At 61.2% G+C, this 19,438-nt stretch carries 16 protein-coding genes, 1 tRNA gene and 1 pseudogene; 5 read left to right on the top strand and 13 right to left on the bottom strand.

Translation table 11 applies throughout. The annotated features are described in order from the left end of the window. Positions 1 to 852 (bottom strand): toprim domain-containing protein (locus Q7C30_RS06330; protein WP_317871019.1); only part of this gene is annotated, 852 nt, incomplete at its 3' end. Between the two features lie 10 nt (positions 853 to 862). Then, the gene (locus tag Q7C30_RS06325) at positions 863 to 1,189 is read right to left on the bottom strand and encodes a hypothetical protein (protein ID WP_317871018.1); all 327 of its coding nucleotides are present in this window, start codon (positions 1,187 to 1,189) and stop codon (positions 863 to 865) included. A gap of 87 nt (positions 1,190 to 1,276) precedes the next feature. Here Q7C30_RS06325 and Q7C30_RS06320 point away from each other — a divergent pair, with 87 nt between their 5' ends. Both Q7C30_RS06320 and Q7C30_RS06315 read left to right on the top strand, forming a co-directional pair. Further along, positions 1,277 to 1,513, top strand: coding sequence for a helix-turn-helix domain-containing protein (locus Q7C30_RS06320; protein WP_317871017.1), 237 nt, complete (start codon positions 1,277 to 1,279; stop codon positions 1,511 to 1,513). A gap of 3 nt (positions 1,514 to 1,516) precedes the next feature. Beyond that, complete coding sequence (locus tag Q7C30_RS06315) at positions 1,517 to 2,599, top strand: tyrosine-type recombinase/integrase (protein WP_317871016.1); 1,083 nt, start codon at positions 1,517 to 1,519, stop codon at positions 2,597 to 2,599. Positions 2,600 to 2,648: 49 nt separating this feature from the next. Here Q7C30_RS06315 and Q7C30_RS06310 read toward each other — a convergent pair. From Q7C30_RS06310 to rpsU, 5 genes and pseudogenes are all read right to left on the bottom strand, one after another. Next, positions 2,649 to 2,725: transfer RNA gene (locus Q7C30_RS06310), tRNA-Ile, on the bottom strand. A gap of 15 nt (positions 2,726 to 2,740) precedes the next feature. Beyond that, positions 2,741 to 5,323 (bottom strand): annotated as a pseudogene (locus Q7C30_RS06305) (EAL domain-containing protein); the annotation flags it as partial. Positions 5,324 to 5,657: 334 nt separating this feature from the next. Then, positions 5,658 to 7,508: an RNA polymerase sigma factor RpoD gene (gene rpoD / locus Q7C30_RS06300; RefSeq protein ID WP_116889516.1), complete on the bottom strand. Its 1,851-nt coding sequence runs from the start codon at positions 7,506 to 7,508 to the stop codon at positions 5,658 to 5,660. 67 nt (positions 7,509 to 7,575) lie between these two features. Beyond that, complete coding sequence (gene dnaG / locus Q7C30_RS06295; protein WP_317871015.1) at positions 7,576 to 9,558, bottom strand: DNA primase; 1,983 nt, start codon at positions 9,556 to 9,558, stop codon at positions 7,576 to 7,578. Between the two features lie 229 nt (positions 9,559 to 9,787). Then, the gene (gene rpsU / locus Q7C30_RS06290) at positions 9,788 to 10,003 is read right to left on the bottom strand and encodes a 30S ribosomal protein S21 (RefSeq protein WP_003255575.1); all 216 of its coding nucleotides are present in this window, start codon (positions 10,001 to 10,003) and stop codon (positions 9,788 to 9,790) included. Between the two features lie 204 nt (positions 10,004 to 10,207). On the opposite strand from rpsU, the gene tsaD reads away from it, so the two are divergent. Continuing rightward, on the top strand, positions 10,208 to 11,233 hold the full coding sequence (gene tsaD, locus Q7C30_RS06285; protein ID WP_039581164.1) for a tRNA (adenosine(37)-N6)-threonylcarbamoyltransferase complex transferase subunit TsaD: 1,026 nt from the start codon (positions 10,208 to 10,210) through the stop codon (positions 11,231 to 11,233). 9 nt (positions 11,234 to 11,242) lie between these two features. Here the strand turns inward: tsaD and plsY are convergent, their stop codons facing one another. Further along, on the bottom strand, positions 11,243 to 11,812 hold the full coding sequence (gene plsY, locus Q7C30_RS06280; RefSeq protein WP_039581162.1) for a glycerol-3-phosphate 1-O-acyltransferase PlsY: 570 nt from the start codon (positions 11,810 to 11,812) through the stop codon (positions 11,243 to 11,245). Between the two features lie 74 nt (positions 11,813 to 11,886). Here plsY and folB point away from each other — a divergent pair, with 74 nt between their 5' ends. Together folB and folK are read left to right on the top strand one after the other, a co-directional pair. Next, the gene (folB, locus tag Q7C30_RS06275) at positions 11,887 to 12,243 is read left to right on the top strand and encodes a dihydroneopterin aldolase (protein WP_317871014.1); all 357 of its coding nucleotides are present in this window, start codon (positions 11,887 to 11,889) and stop codon (positions 12,241 to 12,243) included. Then, complete coding sequence (gene folK, locus Q7C30_RS06270) at positions 12,234 to 12,749, top strand: 2-amino-4-hydroxy-6-hydroxymethyldihydropteridine diphosphokinase (protein WP_029614038.1); 516 nt, start codon at positions 12,234 to 12,236, stop codon at positions 12,747 to 12,749. The genes folB and folK overlap by 10 nt, the downstream gene beginning before the upstream one ends. Positions 12,750 to 12,752: 3 nt before the next feature. Here folK and Q7C30_RS06265 read toward each other — a convergent pair whose 3' ends face one another. The 5 genes from Q7C30_RS06265 to glpE all read right to left on the bottom strand — a co-directional run bounded on the left by Q7C30_RS06265 (position 12,753) and on the right by glpE (position 19,434). Then, complete coding sequence (locus tag Q7C30_RS06265; RefSeq protein WP_317871013.1) at positions 12,753 to 13,874, bottom strand: multifunctional CCA addition/repair protein; 1,122 nt, start codon at positions 13,872 to 13,874, stop codon at positions 12,753 to 12,755. Between the two features lie 51 nt (positions 13,875 to 13,925). Beyond that, positions 13,926 to 15,494, bottom strand: a complete 1,569-nt coding sequence (locus tag Q7C30_RS06260; RefSeq protein WP_039581156.1) for a SpoVR family protein — start codon at positions 15,492 to 15,494, stop codon at positions 13,926 to 13,928. Next, complete coding sequence (locus Q7C30_RS06255; protein WP_317871012.1) at positions 15,491 to 16,762, bottom strand: YeaH/YhbH family protein; 1,272 nt, start codon at positions 16,760 to 16,762, stop codon at positions 15,491 to 15,493. Before Q7C30_RS06255 ends, Q7C30_RS06260 begins: the two co-directional genes overlap by 4 nt. Positions 16,763 to 16,898: 136 nt before the next feature. After that, the gene (locus Q7C30_RS06250; protein ID WP_039581151.1) at positions 16,899 to 18,821 is read right to left on the bottom strand and encodes a PrkA family serine protein kinase; all 1,923 of its coding nucleotides are present in this window, start codon (positions 18,819 to 18,821) and stop codon (positions 16,899 to 16,901) included. 283 nt (positions 18,822 to 19,104) lie between these two features. Then, positions 19,105 to 19,434, bottom strand: a complete 330-nt coding sequence (gene glpE / locus Q7C30_RS06245; RefSeq protein ID WP_029614042.1) for a thiosulfate sulfurtransferase GlpE — start codon at positions 19,432 to 19,434, stop codon at positions 19,105 to 19,107. Between the last annotated feature and the right edge of the window lie 4 nt (positions 19,435 to 19,438).

Here is a 19,438-nt window from a genome sequence, read left to right as displayed (position 1 = left end):
CAGCTGATCGAGCTTGCCGTCTCTGTAGACGTCGTCCCAGTCCAGCTTCCCAGCCAGAGCGACCCAGCCGATTTCCTTCCTGGAACGCAGCTCTTTAAGGTGCTTGCGGATGTAGGTGCGGCCTGCCTTATCGTCGTCCAGCGCTATCACCCAGGTGACGAGCTTGCCCGCATTGGCCTCGACAATGTCCCATGGGAAGTTCACACAGCTGATCGCGGCGATCGTTTTGAATCCGGCCAGGTGCAGCGCGATGGCGTGGAAGATACCTTCTACGATGTACACACGGTCGTGCTTATTGATCGTCTGGCCAGGCGGTACCCAACCAGCGTTGGTGTAGCGCATGCCAGCCTTGATACCGGCTTTCTGGTCCTCATTTCCGGCGATGGCACGCGCATCAATGATCCGCTCCCAATACCCGTCACAGAGCGGGAAGCGGACGGTGTCGGCCCATATCCCGGAAGGCTTCATTTGCCGACGGCCCTGGGTGTACCAGTCCTTCATCTTGCTGATGTCGAAGCCGCGGGCACGGCTCAAGTAGGCATCTGCAGTGGCGGTGGGGTTCTCTGGCGTCGATGGGAAGCGTTCGCTGAGATTCTCGAACAGGTGCTGGTAGCGATCGCGTGTCCGTTCCTCATACCCACAGTTGTTCAGCCTGTTGCACTTGAGCTGATAGGGCTTCTCTTTCTTGACGAACACAGAGCGCTTACCGCAGCTCGGGCACATGCCCTTGTTGAGGTATTCCTTGGTTTCGTCCTTGGCTTGGAAGCCCAGTTCCGGGTCGTGCTCGAGCGCGGGAATTACGTCCTCGAGGTAGATCCGATCGAACTCTTCCGGTTTGATCCGTGCAGTCATTCCCTGGCCCTTAGCGCTGGTCGGTCGACTTGGCGGATTTGGCTTTGCGCACTTGACCAGCCAGATGGGACGCACGGCTGGCAGAAATCAGGGTGCCATCCTCTGGCATTTCCTTGCTGACACTGCTCATTGCTTTCTGCAGACGCTCAGCCTGTTCAGCTGCTTCAATCGCCAGGTGAACCATGTTGATTAGGACTGCTGACTTGGAGCCCTCAGCCTTGGGGCGAATGAGGTAGCGACCCTGTTCGATCTCACGGCGAATCGCAGTATCGGACTGTCCGGAGCGTCGCGCGTACTCCCCAACAGTGACGTAGGGCGTGTCGATGGTGATCTGCATTCTGTTAACCTCTTGCGAATATTGGGGACGAATGTTCCCTGTAAGGAACATTGTTGTTCCTTCAAAGGAACAAGTCAAGAGGACACCATGGACTTTCCAACCAAGCTCAAGGCCATTCGAAAAGCAGAGGGGCTGACTCAGCGCGAGTTCTGCGAGGTGCTAGGTTTCAGCGAAAGCACTTTCAGAAAATACGAGGCGGGAATCATTGAGCTAGGCGCGCCGGCGCTGCTGAAGATTGCCAACCACCCCCGCTTCAAGAAATACACGTTGTGGTTGATGACTGGCGATACAGCCCCGGATGGTGGTCAGGTCAGCCCGGTGTGACCTATGGCTATTAAGAAACTGCCGTCAGGCGTGTGGCTGGTTGACTGTCGCCCGGAAGGGCGCGACGGTCCGCGTTTCCGTAAGCGTGTGCAGTCCAAGAATGAGGCTATGCACCTCGAACGACGGGTGATGGGGGACGGGTCGCGGGGAGAGTTTGAGGCGGCACCGAAGCGGGACGATCGGTCGTTATCGGATCTCGTGAGGCTCTGGCACAAGCTCCATGGCCAGAACTTGAAAACGGGCGATGAGCGCCTGCAGCTGCTCCTGAACATGGCCGAGCGCATGGGCGATCCCAAGGCCCATGCCTTCAACTCATCCCAGTTTGCCACCTACCGTGCCGAACGAGCTGAGGGGAAACACACCAGGGCGACCCCAGGTCGGGGATTCAGTAAGGCCGAGGGTAAGGGCAAGCCTATCAGCGCGAACATGCTTAACCATGAACTGGCTTACCTGCGAGCTGTGTTCAATGAGTTGGCCAGGCTCGGCGAGTGGACCAGCGAGAATCCACTTGCGACTGTACGAAAGCTGAAGTTTGACGAGACGGAGATGGCTTACCTGGAGGTGGACGAAATCCAACCCCTACTGGATGCGTTGGCGGTCGAAGACTCTGATGCAGGCTTGATCGCTGAGGTTTGCTTATCCACTGGCGCGCGGTGGGGGGAAGCTGAATCGCTACTGCCACGGCAGGTGCGCAATGGCCTGATTCAGTACAACAAAACGAAGTCGAGCAAGAATCGATCGGTTCCGATCGCTGCTGACCTGGAGAAACGTTTACTGGCGGTGCTGCCATTCCGGCCTGGCTACAACATCTTTCGGAAGGTGGTTGACTTACTCCAGCTCGATCTTCCCGATGGACAGCTGACACACGTCCTGCGCCACACCTTTGCAAGTCACTACATGCGCAACGGGGGAGACATCCTGACCCTGCAACGGGTGCTAGGTCATGCGACGTTGGCCATGACCCAGAAATATGCCCACTTCAGCCCCAGCCACTTGGCAGATGTGGTCAAGCTCAACCCCCTTGCTGCAGTGCGTGGACACATTGTGGACACATTGCCAACTATGGAAGGGCGAGAGGGGCTGTAGATGGAGGGCTCCAGAAACGGCAAAGCCGCGCAATGCGCGGCTTTGAGTATGGTGGGCCCACACGGACTCGAACCGTGGACCAAAGGATTATGAGTCCTCTGCTCTAACCAACTGAGCTATAGGCCCCAGAGGTCGGCGCGATTATAACGAGGGTTGGCCATGGGTGCCATCTGAAAGATCCGTTGGTGCTATGCGAAGAAAGCGCGCGGCGAATTGCTCGGCCGGCAGCGGCAGGCTGACGATGTAGCCCTGAATCTGCTCACACCCTTCGGCCGCCAGGAAGCGTTGCTGAGCCGGGGTTTCCACGCCTTCGGCAATGATCGTGAGTTGCATGCTGCGGCCCAGGGCGATGATGGCGCGGGCGATGGCGGCGTCGTGGGGATCGTCCGGCAGGCCGCGGATGAATGACTGGTCGATCTTGAGGATGTCCAGCGGTAGGCGCTTGAGGTAGCTGAGCGACGAGTAACCCGTGCCGAAGTCGTCGATCGCCAGTTGCACGCCCAGGCCCTTGAGTTGGTGCAGGATGGCCAGGGCCTCTTCGGCCTGGCTCATGATGAAGTTCTCGGTGATCTCCAACTGCAGGTCGCCGGCCTGGAGCTGGAAGATGCCGAGCAGGTGTTCGATGCGCCGCGCCAGGCTCGGCTGGCGCAACTGCGCGCCGGCCAGGTTGATCGACAACGGGCCGAACGGTGCGTAGGCGTGCTTCCACTGGTGCATCTGCCGGCAGGCCTGCTCCAGTACCCAATCACCTAATTGCAGGATGCTGCCGTTCTCTTCGGCCAGGTGGATGAACTGTTCCGGTGGCACTTCGCCGAAAGTGGGGTGCGTCCAGCGTACTAGCGCTTCGGCGCCGACCAGGGCCTGGGTCTTGAGGCTGAACTTGGGTTGGTAGTACAGGCTCAGTTCGTTGCGCTCGATGGCCCGGCGCAGTTCGTGTTCGAGGAAGATCCGTTCGTTGGCCTGGGTGGTGAGGTCCAGGGTGTAGCTCTCCACGCGGTTGCGGCCTTTGGCTTTGGAGCGGTACATGGCGGCGTCGGCGTTGCGGATCAGGGTGGCGACGTCGGTGCCGTCTTGCGGGTAGAGGCTGATGCCGATGCTGGCGCTGGTGAAGAACTCATGCTCGCCCGCCTGCACCGGGGCGTGGAAGCAGGTCAACAGTTTGTTGGCGATGGCACTGGCATCGCTGGGGCGGTGCAGGCCGGGCAGGAGAATGATGAACTCGTCGCCGCCCAGGCGTGCCACGGTGTCGACATCGCGCACCTGCTCCCTGAGGCGCTGGGCAATGCCTTTGAGCAGCAGGTCGCCGACGGGATGACCGAGGCTGTCGTTGATGTGCTTGAAGCGGTCGAGGTCGAGAAACAGCACGGCGCCCTGGCGGTTGGGGGCCTGGGCGCCGTTGAGGGTGGCTTGCAGGCGGTTCTCGAACAGGGTGCGGTTGGGCAGGCCGGTCAACGGGTCGTGGTGAGCCTGGTAGTCCAGTTCCGCCTGGGCGTGCTTGAGGCTGGAGATGTCGGCGAAGACCGCGACGAAGTGGCTGATTTCCCCCTCGCGGTTGCGCACAGCGCTGATGGTCAGCCAACTGGGATAGCGTTCACCGTTCTTGCGTCGATTGCAGATTTCGCCCTGCCAGTGGCCTTCGGCGCAGAGCTGATGCCAGAGAGCGGCGTAAAAAGCGCTGTCGTGCTGGCCCGAGGCGAGCAGGCGTGGCGTCTGACCGAGGGCTTCGTGTTCGCTGTAGCCGGTGATCTCGCTGAAGGCACGGTTGACCGCACTGATGTGCTGCTCGGGATCGGTGATGAGCACGCCTTCGGCCGTGTTCTCGAACACCGTGGCGGCCAGTTGCAGCTTTTCCTGCATCAGGTGGCGTTCGGTGATATCGCGGGTAATGGTCAGCATGCAGTCGGTGTCGCCGATGGGCAGCGGTCGCGCAGACACTTCGCACAGCCGAATCTGACCATCGCTGCGGCGGATATGGCAGCTGAAATCGCGCACGAAGCCGTCGCGGCGCAAGCGTTCGACCAGGCGCGCGCGCTCGTCGAGGTCGGCCCAGATGCCCAGGTCCAGGCTGTTCTGATCGCGGTTGGGGTCGATGTCGTAGCCGGTCAGGCGGCAGAAGCCCTCGTTGACCTCCAACAGCAAGCCGTCGCGCTGGCGTGACAGCAGCAGGCCGTCGGGCGAGGCATGGAAGGCCTTGGCGAACTTCTGTTCGGAAAGACGCAGCGCCTCTTCGGTGCGCTTGGTTTCGCTGATGTCGATCATCAGGCCACGAATCAGCGGTTTATGACCGTGGCCGATCATGCTGACGATGTTGCGCACCCACAGTGTCTGGCCGTCGGCACGTACCACACGGTAGTCCAGGCTGTGGTCGCGGCCGGCTGCCGTTTCGCTGTCGCAGTAGTGCTGCACACGGAGGGCGTCATCGGGGTGCAGAATGCCGCGCCAGAAACCAGGCTTGAGCCACTCGCGCTGTGGATAACCGAGCAGATCCTCGGCGTGGGGGGAGACGTAGCTGTAGGTGAAGTCGTTGGCATCGGCTTCCCAGGCCACTGCCGACAGGCTCTCGATCAGGCCTCGATAATGGTATTCGCTGCTGCGCAACTCCTGCTCAAGGGCGATTCGCCGAGAAATTTCCGAAGTCAGGCGGCGATTGATCCGCAACATGGCGATGAGAATCGCTACTACGGCGGCAAGCGCTGGCAAGCCGAGCAGCAACAGGTTGTGCCACAGGACCACTTGCTGACGATCGACGACCTGCATTGGCGCATGACTGCGGGCATCCACGGTGAGGCTGGCGTTGGTAGGCCGAATCTGCGAAGACGATTCGGACGCAGCGGGTAGGGCAGCAGCAGTGTTCTGGTCGGTCAAAGCGCTGGCAGTTGTGTTCCAGATCAGCAAGAGCAACAGCACAAGTGCCGGCAGCAAGGGCATGGCGAACTCTCGATCAAAGGGGCTGATTCGAGTGTAGACGTGCCGGGATGAACGGTGCCGAGGAATGCGGCCAACGGCCTGCAGGTTTTTGTCGCCCAAGAAAAACCCCGGCCTGGGCCGGGGTTCGTCATCACTCGTCGAGGAAGGAGCGTAGGTGCTCGCTGCGCGTCGGATGCCGCAGTTTGCGCAGCGCCTTGGCTTCGATCTGACGGATCCGCTCGCGGGTCACGTCGAACTGCTTGCCGACCTCTTCGAGGGTGTGGTCGGTGTTCATATCGATGCCGAAGCGCATGCGCAGCACTTTCGCTTCACGGGCGGTAAGGCCCGAGAGTACGTCGCGCGTGGCTTCCTTGAGGCTTTCGACCGTGGCGACATCGATCGGGGACTGCATGGTGGAGTCCTCGATGAAGTCGCCCAGGTGCGAGTCTTCGTCGTCGCCGATCGGGGTTTCCATGGAGATCGGCTCTTTGGCGATCTTCAACACCTTGCGGATCTTGTCCTCAGGCATTTCCATACGCTCGCCCAGCTCTTCCGGCGTGGGTTCGCGACCCATTTCCTGCAGCATCTGCCGGGAAATACGGTTGAGCTTGTTGATCGTCTCGATCATGTGCACCGGGATACGGATGGTGCGCGCCTGGTCGGCGATCGAGCGGGTGATCGCCTGACGAATCCACCAGGTGGCGTAGGTCGAGAACTTGTAGCCACGACGGTATTCGAACTTGTCCACCGCCTTCATCAAGCCAATGTTGCCTTCCTGGATCAGGTCGAGGAATTGCAGGCCACGGTTGGTGTACTTCTTGGCGATGGAAATCACCAGACGCAGGTTCGCCTCGACCATTTCTTTCTTGGCGCGACGGGCTTTCGCCTCGCCGATGGACATGCGGCGGTTGATTTCCTTGATTTCGGCAACGGTCAGACCGCTTTCGGTTTCGAGGTCGATCAACTTCTGCTGGCACGCGACGATGGCCGCGTCTTTCTCGCCCAGCGCGGCGGCCCACTTGGTGCTGCGCTTGGCCAGATCACCGCTCCAGGTCTGGTCGGTTTCGTTGCTGGGGAACAGGCGCAGGAAGTCGGCGCGAGGCATGCGGGCATCACGCACGCACAACTGCATGATGGCGCGTTCCTGTTGACGCAGGCGGTCGAGGGCACCGCGCACACGCTCGACGAGCGCGTCGAACTGCTTGGGTACCAGCTTGATAGGCATGAACAGGTCGGCCAGGGCTTGCAATGCCTGGACGCTTTCCTTGGCGCCGCGACCATGCTTCTTCACCACCTTGTTGGTGGCCTGCAGTTGGTCGGAGACCGCACCGAAACGCTGTGCGGCAACGACAGGGTCCGGACCGCTCTCGGTCTCTTCCTCTTCGTCGCCGTCGGCGCTCTCTTCTTCTTCCTCGTCGGACTCTTCCTTGGCGGCGGGCGCCTTGGCGCCGATGACCGGCACCTCTTCGGTCGGTGCGGCGATGTTGTCGTCAGGGTCGATGTAGCCGCTTAGCACATCCGACAGGCGGCCGCCTTCGGTGGTGACGCGGTCGTACTCGCCGAGAATGTGATCGACGGTGCCCGGGAAGTGGGCAATGGCGCCCATGACTTCACGGATGCCTTCCTCGATGCGCTTGGCGATTTCGATCTCGCCTTCGCGGGTCAGCAGCTCGACGGTGCCCATTTCACGCATGTACATGCGCACCGGGTCGGTCGTGCGGCCGATATCGGTTTCGACTGCTGCCAACGCAGCGGCGGCTTCCTCGGCCGCGGCTTCGTCGGTGTCGGCTTCCGCCAACAGCAGGGCATCCGCATCCGGAGCACTCTCGAATACGTTGATCCCCATGTCGTTGATCATGCGGATGATGTCTTCCACCTGTTCCGGATCTGAAATATCCTCAGGCAGGTGGTCGTTGACCTCCGCGTAAGTCAGGTAGCCCTGCTCACGACCGCGGGTGATCAACTCTTTGATACGAGATTGCTGTTGCGCTTTTCCGGACATAACACCCTATCCACTGAAGGTCTTGGCGGGCAAAAAACAAGCCGAGGATTATACCCGAGCATGGACCTCACGCGCCAGATGAGGTCGGGGTTTGTGCGGGAACATTCCTGCTCAAAAGGGCGAGAAGCTGCGATTTTTCCTCGCCGCTCAGCTCACTTTGACGTGCTTTCCTGAGCAGATGTTCCAGGCTTCGCTCGCGCTGGCGAGCAGACAAGCTAGTAATGGTGTCGAAAAACTGTTGTTCAAGGTTATCGGCATCGATGAGCCATTCCTTCTCCGCCAGTGCCCGTAAAAGGCGGCCTTGGTCGGTGCCGTGCCAGCGAGCGATCAACTGCATCGAGCTTAGACCAGGATTTTTCTGCACGGCTTCGATCAAGGCCACCAACAGCTGGCTGTAGAGGTGTTCCTCGGCAGCGAAATGGCTGGCATCTTCCACCTTGCCGGCCAGCAGCGGGTAGTGCAGTAAAGTGCGCAAGGCCGCGAGAGCCGGGGGTTCCACGGGGGCTGGGGTGCGTGGCGGAGCCTCATCGCGCTGCCAGCCTCTGCCGCCTTTGCGCTGCTTGTCCCAGGGCTTGCCTTTGCCCTCCCAGGGCTTTTTCGAGCCCCCCTTGGGGGGCGTCCAGGGCCGCTGTTCGGGCTGCGCCTGGCCATAGTCGTAGTGCTGTTCGGAAAAGTCCGGGGTATAGCTGGCCATGGCGTCGTAGTCATAGCCTGGATCGTAGTCCGGTACGTTGGGGGCTGCCGGCTGCTGGGCCAGTTGCTCCATTTGCTGCATGTCCAGGCCGGTAATTTCCTTCAGCCTGTTGCGCATCAACTGACGCAAATTGGCGCCCGGAATTTTTTCGATCAACGGTGCAGCCAAGGTCGCCATGTGCGCCTTGCCTTCCAGTGACCGCGGGTCGGCTTCGTTGCTCAGTTGCTCGAAGAAGTAGTCGGCGAGCGGTTGCGCATGCTGGTGGATTCGCGCCTGGAAGGCATCGGTGCCTTCGGCGCGTACCAGGGTGTCCGGGTCTTCGCCCTCGGGCAGGAACAGGAAGCGCGCGCGGCGGCCATCCTGAAGTGTTGGCAGTGCGGCTTCCAAGGCGCGCCAGGCAGCTTTTCGTCCGGCCTGGTCGCCGTCGAAGCAGAACAGTACGTTGGGCACCACGCGAAACAGGCGCTTGAGGTGCTCCTCGCTGGTGGCGGTGCCGAGGGTTGCTACGGCATTGCGCAAGCCTTGCTGGGCCAGGGCGATGACGTCCATATATCCCTCGACCACGATGATTTCGTCGAGATTGCGGTTGTGCTTGCGTGCCTCGTACAGCCCGTAGAGTTCCTGGCCCTTGTGGAACACCGGGGTTTCCGGTGAGTTCAGGTACTTGGGCTTGTCGTCGCCCAGCACCCGACCACCGAAGGCGATCACGCGGCCGCGGCTGTCGCGGATGGGGAACATCACCCGGTCACGGAAGCGGTCGTAGCGCTTGCCACTTTCGGCGTTCTCGATGAGCAAGCCGGCGTCGATCATGACTTTTTGCTGCAGGGTGTCCGCGCCCAGGTGCTTGAACAGGTTGTCCCAGCCCGGCGGCGCGAAGCCCAGGCCGAAATCACGGGCGATTTCCCCGGACAGGCCTCGGCCTTTGAGGTATTCGACTGCCGCCTTGCGCGTCGGATGATTGCGCAAGGCCTGGCGATAGAACTCGGCCGCGGCTTCGAGCAGCGGATACAGAGGCGAGTCGGTGGGCTGGCGCGGCTTTTGTCCGCGTCGGCCCTCCTCGCGGGGTACTTCCATGCCCGCGGCGCGGGCCAGTTCCTCGACCGCCTGGGGAAACTCCAGGTTGTCGTGGTCCATGATGAAGCCCAAGGCGTTGCCCCCGGCGCCGCAGCCGAAGCAGTAGTAGAACTGCTTGTCGGGGCTGACGGTGAAGGACGGGGTCTTTTCCTTGTGGAACGGACAGCAGGCCGAATGATTCTTGCCGGTCTTCTTCAGCTGGATGCGCGAACTCACCACCTCGACGATGTCGGTGCGGTTGAGAAGATCATCGATGAAGCTCTGGGGAATCAGCCCGGCCATGGCAGTCTCGTTATCTGGCTACGGCAAGTCTAATCGCAGAAGTGCAGCAAAGGAGATGCGAGTGCGCGGTTCACCTGCCGCATCGGGCGTTCGAGGGTGAAGCGCTGAATAGATGCCCGCTGACCGGAGTCTGGGCGCCCGAAGCACAGGGCTTGGGATTTGCAGCTACAACTGCCATTAGCCCGGCACGAGGCCGGGCTGGGCAGAAGCCTTGCGTAGAACGTCTGTATTAGTACAGACGAACGGCGCGGCGCTGTTCGCGCTGGACTTTCTTGGCGTGACGCTTCACGGCAGCAGCGGCTTTGCGCTTACGCTCGGCGGTCGGCTTTTCGTAAAACTCGCGGCTACGAACTTCAGCCAATACACCGGCTTTTTCGCAGGAGCGCTTGAAACGACGCAGAGCTACGTCGAAGGGTTCGTTCTCTTTAACTTTGACGGCTGGCATCCAGGGCTACCTTAATTCATTACCGGGGTGGACGTGCTCCTGGCAAAACAAAGGTGTGCTGGAGAACGTCAGTTTTCAAGGGTTGCGGATGTTAACCCTTAGTGTGGCGGAATGCAAAGCCTCTGATCGAAAACCGCTGGTCGGCACTGGGTACGGCGACTAGAATGCGCGGCTTCGCATTCAGCCTCCACAAGGCACGGACCCATGCTAGTACTGGGATTGGAAACATCCTGCGACGAAACTGGCGTCGCATTATACGACAGCGAACGCGGCCTGTTGGCCGATGCGCTGTTCAGCCAGATCGACCTGCACCGCGTCTACGGCGGCGTGGTGCCCGAGCTCGCCTCGCGCGACCACGTCAAGCGCATGCTGCCGCTGATTCGTGAAGTGCTCGATGAGGCCGGCAAGGTTGCCCAGGATATCGACGCCATCGCCTACACCGCCGGCCCCGGCCTGGTCGGTGCGCTGCTGGTGGGCGCGTCCTGTGCGCAGGCGCTGGCGTTCGCCTGGGACATTCCGGCCATCGGTGTCCATCACATGGAAGGTCACCTGCTGGCGCCCATGCTCGAAGAGCAGCCGCCGCAGTTTCCGTTCGTCGCCTTGTTGGTGTCCGGCGGTCACACGCAGTTGGTGCAGGTCGATGGCATTGGCCAATACGCGCTCTTGGGTGAAAGCCTGGATGACGCTGCCGGCGAAGCGTTCGACAAGACCGCCAAGCTGATCGGCCTGAATTATCCGGGTGGTCCCGAAATCGCCCGCCTGGCTGAGCAGGGCACCCCCGGACGTTTCGTGTTCCCTCGGCCCATGACCGATCGTCCGGGCCTGGAATTCAGTTTCAGCGGCCTCAAGACCTTCGCCCTCAATACCTGGCAGCAGTGCCGCAATGCCGGGGACGACAGCGAGCAAACCCGTTGCGACCTGTCGCTGGCGTTCCAGCAGGCGGTGGTGGAGACTCTGACCATCAAGTGCAAGCGTGCGCTCAAGCAGACTGGCCTCAAGCGCCTGGTCATCGCTGGCGGCGTGAGTGCGAACAAGGCGTTGCGCACCTCGCTCGAAGGCATGTTGGCCAGCATGGGCGGCAATGTGTACTACGCACGTGCGAAGTTCTGCACCGATAACGGCGCGATGATTGCCTACGCTGGGTGCCAGCGGCTATTGGCGGGCCAGCAGCAGGATCTGGCGATCAGCGTGCAGGCGCGCTGGCCGATGGAGCAACTGCCGCCGCTTTGACGGCGGGGCTCAGAAGTGGCGCTCGCGTCCGGCGAACAGGTCGCGCAGGTTGTTGCGGTGGCGCCAGACGATCAGCACGGTGAGCACGCTCATCGGCAGCAGCGCCGCAGGCTCGCGCCAGGCCAGCAGGGGCAGGGTCAAGGGTGTGGCGATCAGCGCGGCCAGCGAGCTGGTACGGGTCAGGTAGAAGGTCAGCAGCCAGGCTGCCACCGCCAGTAGCGCCGCGGGAAAATACAAGCCCATGAGCATGCCGGCGGCAGTGGCTACGCCCTTGCCGCCCTTGAAACGGAAGTACAGCGGAAACAGGTGGCCGAGCACCGCGCACAGGCCGATCCAGGCTTGGTCTTGCAGGCTCAGGCCGACGAAGTCGGCCAACAGCACGGGCAGCAAACCCTTGCACAGGTCGCCGAGCAGGGTGAGGATGGCCAGCTTGCGCCCTGCCAGGCGCAGCATGTTGGTCGCACCGGCGTTGCCTGATCCGCTGAAACGCGGGTCCGGGTGGCCGCCGAGGCGGCTCAGGACGATGGCGAAGGACAGCGAGCCGAGCAGGTAGGCGAGCAGCGCCAGTAACCAAAACATGCTAACTATTCCGGGCGGGGACGCCCTGATTCTAACGGCGCCCGTCGCCCTTGTCGTGCTGTGGAGAGAAGTGCTTGGACAGAGTGTTCATCGAAGGGCTGGAGGTCGATACGGTCATCGGCGCCTACGACTGGGAGCGCGACATTCGCCAGTGCCTGCGCCTGGACCTGAGTTTTGCCTGGGACAACCGTCCCGCCGCAGCCGGTGACGACCTCAGCCTGGCGCTCGACTACGCCAGTGTCTCGGCGCGTATCCAGGCGTTCGCCGAGCAGTCGCGCTTCGAGTTGGTGGAAACCTTTGCCGAGCGCCTGGTGGCAACGCTGATGGCCGAGTTCGACATCCCCTGGATGCGACTGAAGCTGACCAAGCCCGGAGCCGTACCGGCGGCGCGAGGTGGCGTAGGTGTGGAGATCGAGCGCGGATGTCTCTGAGCACCGTTTATCTAGGCCTGGGCAGCAACACCGAGCGCGAGCGCCATCTGTGCGCGGGGCTCGACGCGCTGGCCGGCATCCTGAGTGACATGCGCTGCTCGGCAGTGTTCGAAAGCCAAGCCGTGGGCATCAAGAGCGGGCCGTTTTTCAATCTGGTGGTCAGCGGTCAGACCGACATGCCATTGCTGGAACTGGACCGCCGACTCAAGTTCATCGAAGCCGACAACGGCCGCTATGCGCCGGACCGAAAAGGCTTGCCGCTGGATATCGATGTGCTGATGTTCGATGACCTGAACGGCACCTTCGATGGCCTGGTACTGCCACGCGCCGAGATCCTGAAGAATGCGTTCGTGCTCTGGCCGCTGTCGCTGCTGGCGCCTGATCTGGTGCATCCGGGGCAGGGCAAGGTCATGGCGCAACTTTGGCGTGAGGCTGACATTCAGCAGGTGCTGGCGCCGGTGCCGTTCGAGTGGCGCGGGTTGCAGTTGACGCCAAGCGGCGCCTAGCGGCTATGCGCAAGGCGCAGTGGCTTTGTGCTGGGCCAGCACGTGCAGCCGCTCCGCCTTGAGCGCCTCACCCAATGCCTGCCCGGTCAGCCCTCTGGCCACCAGCGGTTTCACATCCACGCCCCGTGCCTTCGATGCCGCGCCGCGCAGATAGTCGGCTTGTGCATAGGTGCGCGCGCCACGGGCGAAGGCTGCCATCTGGCACGCCGCGATGAACTCCTCGAAGCGCTGCGGCCGGCGGTATACATCGAATTTCTGCAGCAACGCCAGCAGCGCTGAAGGTTCGAGTTCGCGCGCGCGGTCGGCCAGCGGCAGGCAGTCACCCACCAACCCCGCCAATTCCTGGCAGTCGCGTGGTGCCTTGAAACGCTGGTTCACGGCATTGATCTGCGTGGTGTCGTGGATGGCCAGCATCAGGCAGGACCAGCGCACCGGCAGCGACTGGTCGTGCTCGGCCGCTTGACGCAACGGAGCGAGCGCCTGGCTGGAGCCATCGAGCTCTGGCATCAACTCATGCAGCGCGCCGCAATCGCGCAGCACCTCGATGAACACCTGAGGTTGGCTTTCCATCAGCGCCCGTTCGATTTCCTTCCACGCCCGCTCGGCTGTCAGTGCCTGTAGTTCCCCGCTGACGCTGAGCTGCCGCATCAGCGCCAGCGTGTCGTCAGCGACGTTGAAGCCCAGCGACGCATAGCGGGCAGCGAACCGGGCGACGCGCAGTACGCGCAGGGGATCTTCGGCGAACGCCGGTGAAACGTGACGAAGAATGCGGTTTTCCAGATCCGCCTTTCCGTTGTAGGGATCCAGCAGATTGCCCTGCGCGTCTTCGGCCATGGCATTGATGGTCAGGTCGCGACGGATGAGGTCTTCTTCGAGTGTCACCTCTGGGCTGGCGTGAAAGGTGAAGCCGCCGTAGCCACGACCGCTCTTGCGCTCGGTGCGCGCCAGGGCGTATTCCTCGCCGGTTTTCGGGTGGATGAACACGGGGAAATCGGCGCCGACCGGGCGGAAGCCCTGGGCGTGCATGTCCTCGACCGTGGCGCCGACCACCAGCCAGTCAACATCGCTGACCGGGCGCCCGAGCAGGCGGTCGCGTACGGCGCCGCCAACTTTGTAGATGTGCATATACAGCCTCCATGACAGCCGACAGCATACCCTGTCGGCAGTCGTCCGAGGCTAGAGGTGGTGAATCACCGACATGTCCGAACGACTGTAGTCGCCCGTCTCGCCATGCTCGCCGCGAGGCGGCATATGGTGGGTTTTGACCACTTTGTCGCCCTGCACGGTCTCCAGGTGGATGTCGAAACCCCACAGACGGTGCAGGTGCTTGAGCACCTCGTCGGTGGATTCACCCAGAGGTTTGCGATTGTGCTGTTGATGGCGCAGGGTCAGCGAGCGATCGCCGCGTCGATCGATGCTCCAGATTTGCACGTTGGGCTCACGGTTGCCGAGGTTGTACTGCGCGGCCAGTTGTTCGCGGATCAGGCGGTATCCGGCCTCGTCGTGGATGGCCGGCACCAGCAAGTCATCGCGTTGATCGTCATCGAGAATACTGAACAGCTTGAGATCGCGGATCACCTTGGGCGAGAGGTACTGCAGGATGAAGCTCTCGTCCTTGAAGCTGGTCATGGCGAATTTGAGGGTCGACAGCCAGTCGCTTCCCGCGATGTCCGGGAACCAGCGGCGGTCTTCTTCGGTGGGGTGCTCGCACATGCGCCGGATGTCGGTGTACATGGCAAAGCCCAGGGCGTAGGGATTGATGCCGTTGTAATAGGGGCTGTCGTAGCCGGGCTGGAACACCACACTGGTATGCGATTGCAGGAATTCCATCATGAAGCCGTCGGTGACCAGGCCTTCGTCGTACAGGTCGTTCATCAAGGTGTAGTGCCAGAAGGTCGCCCAGCCTTCGTTCATCACCTGGGTCTGGCGTTGTGGGTAGAAGTACTGGGCGATCTTGCGCACGATTCGCACCACTTCGCGTTGCCAAGGCTCGAGCAGGGGTGCGTGTTTTTCGATGAAATAGAGGATGTTCTCCTGGGGTTCGGCCGGGAAGCGGGCATCGTCACGATCCCCGGCTTTATCCGCACTTTTGGGAATCGTGCGCCACAGGTCGTTGATCTGCCGCTGCAGGTGCTCTTCACGCTCTTTCTGGCGACGGCGCTCTTCCTCCGCCGAGATGGGGTAGGGGCGCTTGTAGCGGTCCACGCCGTAGTTCATCAGTGCATGACAAGAGTCGATCAAGTCTTCCACGGCATCGATGCCGTGACGCTCCTCGCACTGGGCGATGTACTGCTTGGCGAAGACCAGGTAGTCGATGATCGAACTGGCGTCTGTCCAGGTGCGGAACAGGTAGTTGCCCTTGAAGAAGCTGTTGTGCCCATAGCAGGCGTGGGCGATCACCAGCGCCTGCATGCAGATGGTGTTCTCTTCCATCAGATAGGCGATGCAAGGGTCGGAGTTGATCACGATTTCGTAAGCCAGACCCATCTGACCACGGCTATAGGATTTTTCAGTGCTCAGGAACTGCTTGCCGTAGGACCAATGGTGATAGCCCAGTGGCATGCCGACCGAGGCATAGGCGTCCATCATCTGCTCGGCCGTGATCACTTCGATCTGGTTGGGATAGGTGTCCAGCGCATAGCGCTCGGCCAGCCGACCGATCTCCCGGTCGTAGGTCTGGATCAGCTCGAAGGTCCACTCCGAGCCGGTGGAAATGGGTTGGCGTCGCTGTGCTCTGGCGGTCATGTGGCTAACCTGCGCTGGAAGAGTTCACGGAAGACCGGATAGATGTCACCGGCCGAAACCAACTGTTGCTGGGCGAAGGTGTCCGGGAAGGCGTCGCCGATGCGCTCGTACTCGTACCACAACGCCTGGTGCTCGCGAGGGGTGATCTCGACGTAAGTGTAGTACTGCACATGCGGCATGATCTGGCGGGTGAGAATGTCGCGGCAGATGGGGGAGTCGTCGTTCCAGTTGTCGCCGTCGGACGCCTGGGCCGCGTAGATGTTCCAGTCGCTGGCCGGATAACGCTCGGCCATGATTTCCTGCATCAGTTTCAATGCACTGGACACGATGGTGCCGCCGGTTTCGCGGGAATAGAAGAACTCCTCTTCGTCCACCTCGCGGGCGCTGGTGTGATGGCGGATGAACACCACTTCGATGCGATCGTAGTTGCGCTTGAGGAACAGGTACAAAAGGATGAAGAAGCGCTTGGCGATGTCCTTGGTCGCCTGGGTCATGGAGCCGGAGACGTCCATCAGGCAGAACATCACCGCCTTGGAACTGGGGTTGGGCTGTTTGACCAGCAGGTTGTACTTCAAGTCGAAAGTGTCGAGGAAGGGCAGTCGGTTGATGCGTGCCTTGAGCCGGACGATCTCGGCTTCCACTTCCTGAATGTCGGTGAAGTTGGCGGGCTCTTCGACCCTCAACCGCTCCAGCTCTTTCTGCGCCACCCGCAACAGCGCGCGGCTGCTGCCGGTCAGGGCGATGCGGCGGGCATGGGCCGAACGCAGGGTACGTACGATGTTGATGCGTGACGGATTGCCTTCGCTGGCGATGCCTGCACGCACGGTCTTGAAGGTGTCGGCGCCGGTCAGGTGACGTTTCACCAGATTTGGCAATTCGAGGTCCTCGAACATGAACTCGAGAAACTCTTCCTGGGTGATCTGGAAGACGAACTCGTCCATGCCTTCGCCGGAGTTGCCGGCCTTGGCTTTGCCGCCTCCACCGCCGCCGCCCTGAGGGCGGGCGATGTGTTCACCGGCGGTGAATTCCTTGTTGCCTGGATGGACGACGGTCTGTTTGCCGCCGCGACCGTGATGCAGCACCGGTTCGTCGATGTCGCGACCGGGAATACTGATCTGCTCGCCATGCTCCATGTCCGTGATGGAGCGGCGGCTCACGGCCTCTTCGACCGCCTTCTTGATGTGCTCACGGTAGCGGCGCAGAAAGCGCTGCCGGTTCACCGTGCTCTTGTTCTTGCCGTTCAGGCGTCGGTCGATCACGTAGCTCATGGGGCCTCCGCTAAGCGCAGCTGCAAGCTTCGAGCGTCAAGCTGCTAGACAACGCAGCCACCATCACCGCAAGCCGACGCGCAGCCCCTGAGGGGCTACGCGACCGCTCGCAGCTTACGGCAGACGACTGGTCGCTTTATTGCGATTTCCTGACCCGCAGGTACCATTCCGACAACAGGCGAACCTGCTTGTCGGTGTAGCCACGTTCCACCATCCGGGTGACGAAGTCGTTGTGCTTCTTCTGGTCTTCCTTGCTGGCCTTGGCGTTGAAACTGATGACTGGCAGCAGATCCTCGGTGTTGGAGAACATTTTCTTCTCGATCACCACCCGCAGTTTTTCGTAGCTCAGCCAGCTCGGGTTCTTGCCGTTGTTGTTGGCACGCGCACGCAGCACGAAGTTGACGATCTCGTTGCGGAAATCTTTCGGGTTGCTGATGCCCGCCGGTTTCTCGATCTTCTCCAGTTCTTCGTTGAGCGCGATGCGGTTGAGGATCTCGCCGGTTTCCGGGTCGCGGTACTCTTGGTCCTGAATCCAGAAGTCGGCGTACAGCACATAGCGATCGAAGATGTTCTGGCCGTACTCGCTGTAAGACTCCAGGTAGGCCGTCTGGATTTCCTTGCCGATGAACTCGATGTAGCGCGGCGCCAGGTACTCTTTCAGGTAGCGCAGGTAGCGCTCGCGAACTTCTGCAGGGAACTGCTCCTGCTCGATCTGTTGTTCGAGGACATACAGCAGGTGCACGGGGTTGGCGGCCACTTCATGGGGATCGAAGTTGAACACTTTCGACAGGATCTTGAACGCGAAGCGCGTGGAGAGTCCATTCATGCCTTCGTCGACGCCCGCGCTGTCACGGTACTCCTGAATCGACTTGGCCTTGGGATCGGTGTCCTTGAGATTCTCACCGTCGTAGACACGCATCTTCGAATAGATGTTGGAGTTTTCCGGCTCTTTCAAGCGCGACAGCACGGTGAACTGGGCCAGCATCTTGAGCGTGTCCGGCGCGCAATGGGCCTTGGCCAGCGAGCTGTTGACCAGCAGCTTGTCGTAGATGCGGATCTCGTCGCTGACACGCAGGCAGTAGGGCACCTTGACGATGTAAATCCGGTCAATGAAGGCTTCGTTGTTCTTGTTGTTGCGGAAGGTGTGCCACTCCGATTCGTTGGAGTGGGCCAGCAAGATACCGGAGTAGGGGATCGCGCCCAGACCCTCGGTGCTGTTGTAGTTGCCTTCCTGGGTGGCGGTCAGCAAAGGGTGCAAGACCTTGATCGGCGCCTTGAACATCTCGACGAATTCCATCAGGCCCTGGTTGGCGCGGCACAACGCGCCCGAATAGCTGTAGGCATCGGCGTCGTTCTGCGGGAATTCTTCGAGTTTGCGGATATCCACTTTACCCACCAGGGCCGAGATGTCCTGGTTGTTCTCGTCACCCGGCTCGGTCTTGGCGACGGCGATCTGGTTGAGGATCGAGGGATACAGCTTGACCACCTTGAACTTGCTGATGTCGCCGCCGAACTCCTGCAGACGCTTGGTTGCCCACGGCGACATGATGGTGTTCAGGTAACGCTTTGGAATGCCGAATTCTTCCTGGAGGATGTCGCCATCTTCGTTGGCATTGAACAAGCCCAGCGGTGTTTCGAAGACCGGTGACCCCTTGATGGCATAGAAGGGGACTTTCTCGATCAACTGCTTGAGTTTTTCGGCCAGGGACGATTTACCGCCACCGACCGGGCCCAGCAAGTAGAGGATCTGCTTCTTCTCTTCCAGGCCTTGGGCCGCATGGCGGAAGTAGGAAACGATCTGGTCGATGCACTCTTCCATGCCATGGAAGTCGGCAAAGGCCGGGTAGCGACGGATCACTTTGTTGGAAAAGATCCGCGACAGCCTGGAGTTGGTGGAGGTGTCGATCAGCTCCGGTTCGCCGATGGCCAGCAACAGCCGTTCAGCCGCCGAGGCGTAGGCACTGCGATCCTCTTTGCACAGCTCGAGGTACTCCTGCAGCGAAAGTTCTTCCTGGCGGGTGGACTCGAAACGTTGTTGGAAGTGGCTAAAAATGCTCATGACGTCACCTCGCTCGATACGTGGAGACGACGCCGGATCAGTCAGCTGATGCTGGCATGCAAGCGGCTTTCGCCGAATGCCTTGTACCCCCCAGAACACCCTGAAACGCTACCGATGACCCGCACGCCGGTGTACCGGCTCTCCCCTGATTTGGATGGCCTGGGCTTAAGGATAGTTGGTAATCGGCAAGGTCAAGGTCGTGGTGGCAAGAAGTTGCCTGCGACCGTTCGTCAGGTGGGGCGCAAGCCCGCAGAGCGCGCGGGCTACAGAGCAGATGAAAAAATTATTCGGGTTGGCTTTGCTCGGTTTCACCTGGGAAGGTGGCACGCCACAACTCGAAGCCGCCGTCGACGCTGTAGACGTCGGAAAATCCTTGGCCCACCAGGTAGGCGGCCGCGCTCTGGCTGGAGTTGCCGTGATAGCAGACCACCAGCGTCGGCGCATCCAGGTCCGCTTGGCGGATGAAATCGGCCACCGAATGGTTGTCCAGGTGGCGGGCACCGGTGACATGGCCGGCGGCATAGGCGGCGGCGTCACGAATGTCGACCACCACGGCCCCTTGCTCGCGCAGGGCCAGGGCCTGCTCCGGGGGGATGCGCTTGAATTCGCTCATGGGT

Source organism: Pseudomonas sp. RAC1, assembly GCF_030658255.1.
GTDB lineage: Bacteria > Pseudomonadota > Gammaproteobacteria > Pseudomonadales > Pseudomonadaceae > Aquipseudomonas > Aquipseudomonas boreofloridensis.
The sequence above is the reverse complement of the archived record's forward strand: the minus strand, read 5'-3'. Positions and strand labels throughout refer to the sequence as shown.

Excerpts from the sequence above, each read along its gene's own strand:
- dnaG (WP_317871015.1), bottom strand. The coding sequence starts at position 9,558 with ATGGCCGGGCTGATTCCCCAGAGCTTCATCGATGATCTTCTCAACCGC.
- Q7C30_RS06250 (WP_039581151.1), bottom strand. The coding sequence starts at position 18,821 with ATGAGCATTTTTAGCCACTTCCAACAACGTTTCGAGTCCACCCGCCAG.
- Q7C30_RS06315 (WP_317871016.1), top strand. The coding sequence starts at position 1,517 with ATGGCTATTAAGAAACTGCCGTCAGGCGTGTGGCTGGTTGACTGTCGC.
- plsY (WP_039581162.1), bottom strand. The coding sequence starts at position 11,812 with ATGTTTTGGTTACTGGCGCTGCTCGCCTACCTGCTCGGCTCGCTGTCC.
- Q7C30_RS06265 (WP_317871013.1), bottom strand. The coding sequence starts at position 13,874 with ATGCACATCTACAAAGTTGGCGGCGCCGTACGCGACCGCCTGCTCGGG.
- Q7C30_RS06260 (WP_039581156.1), bottom strand. The coding sequence starts at position 15,494 with ATGACCGCCAGAGCACAGCGACGCCAACCCATTTCCACCGGCTCGGAG.
- rpoD (WP_116889516.1), bottom strand. The coding sequence starts at position 7,508 with ATGTCCGGAAAAGCGCAACAGCAATCTCGTATCAAAGAGTTGATCACC.
- rpsU (WP_003255575.1), bottom strand. The coding sequence starts at position 10,003 with ATGCCAGCCGTCAAAGTTAAAGAGAACGAACCCTTCGACGTAGCTCTG.
- Q7C30_RS06320 (WP_317871017.1), top strand. The coding sequence starts at position 1,277 with ATGGACTTTCCAACCAAGCTCAAGGCCATTCGAAAAGCAGAGGGGCTG.
- tsaD (WP_039581164.1), top strand. The coding sequence starts at position 10,208 with ATGCTAGTACTGGGATTGGAAACATCCTGCGACGAAACTGGCGTCGCA.
- Q7C30_RS06255 (WP_317871012.1), bottom strand. The coding sequence starts at position 16,762 with ATGAGCTACGTGATCGACCGACGCCTGAACGGCAAGAACAAGAGCACG.
- Q7C30_RS06325 (WP_317871018.1), bottom strand. The coding sequence starts at position 1,189 with ATGCAGATCACCATCGACACGCCCTACGTCACTGTTGGGGAGTACGCG.
- glpE (WP_029614042.1), bottom strand. The coding sequence starts at position 19,434 with ATGAGCGAATTCAAGCGCATCCCCCCGGAGCAGGCCCTGGCCCTGCGC.
- folK (WP_029614038.1), top strand. The coding sequence starts at position 12,234 with ATGTCTCTGAGCACCGTTTATCTAGGCCTGGGCAGCAACACCGAGCGC.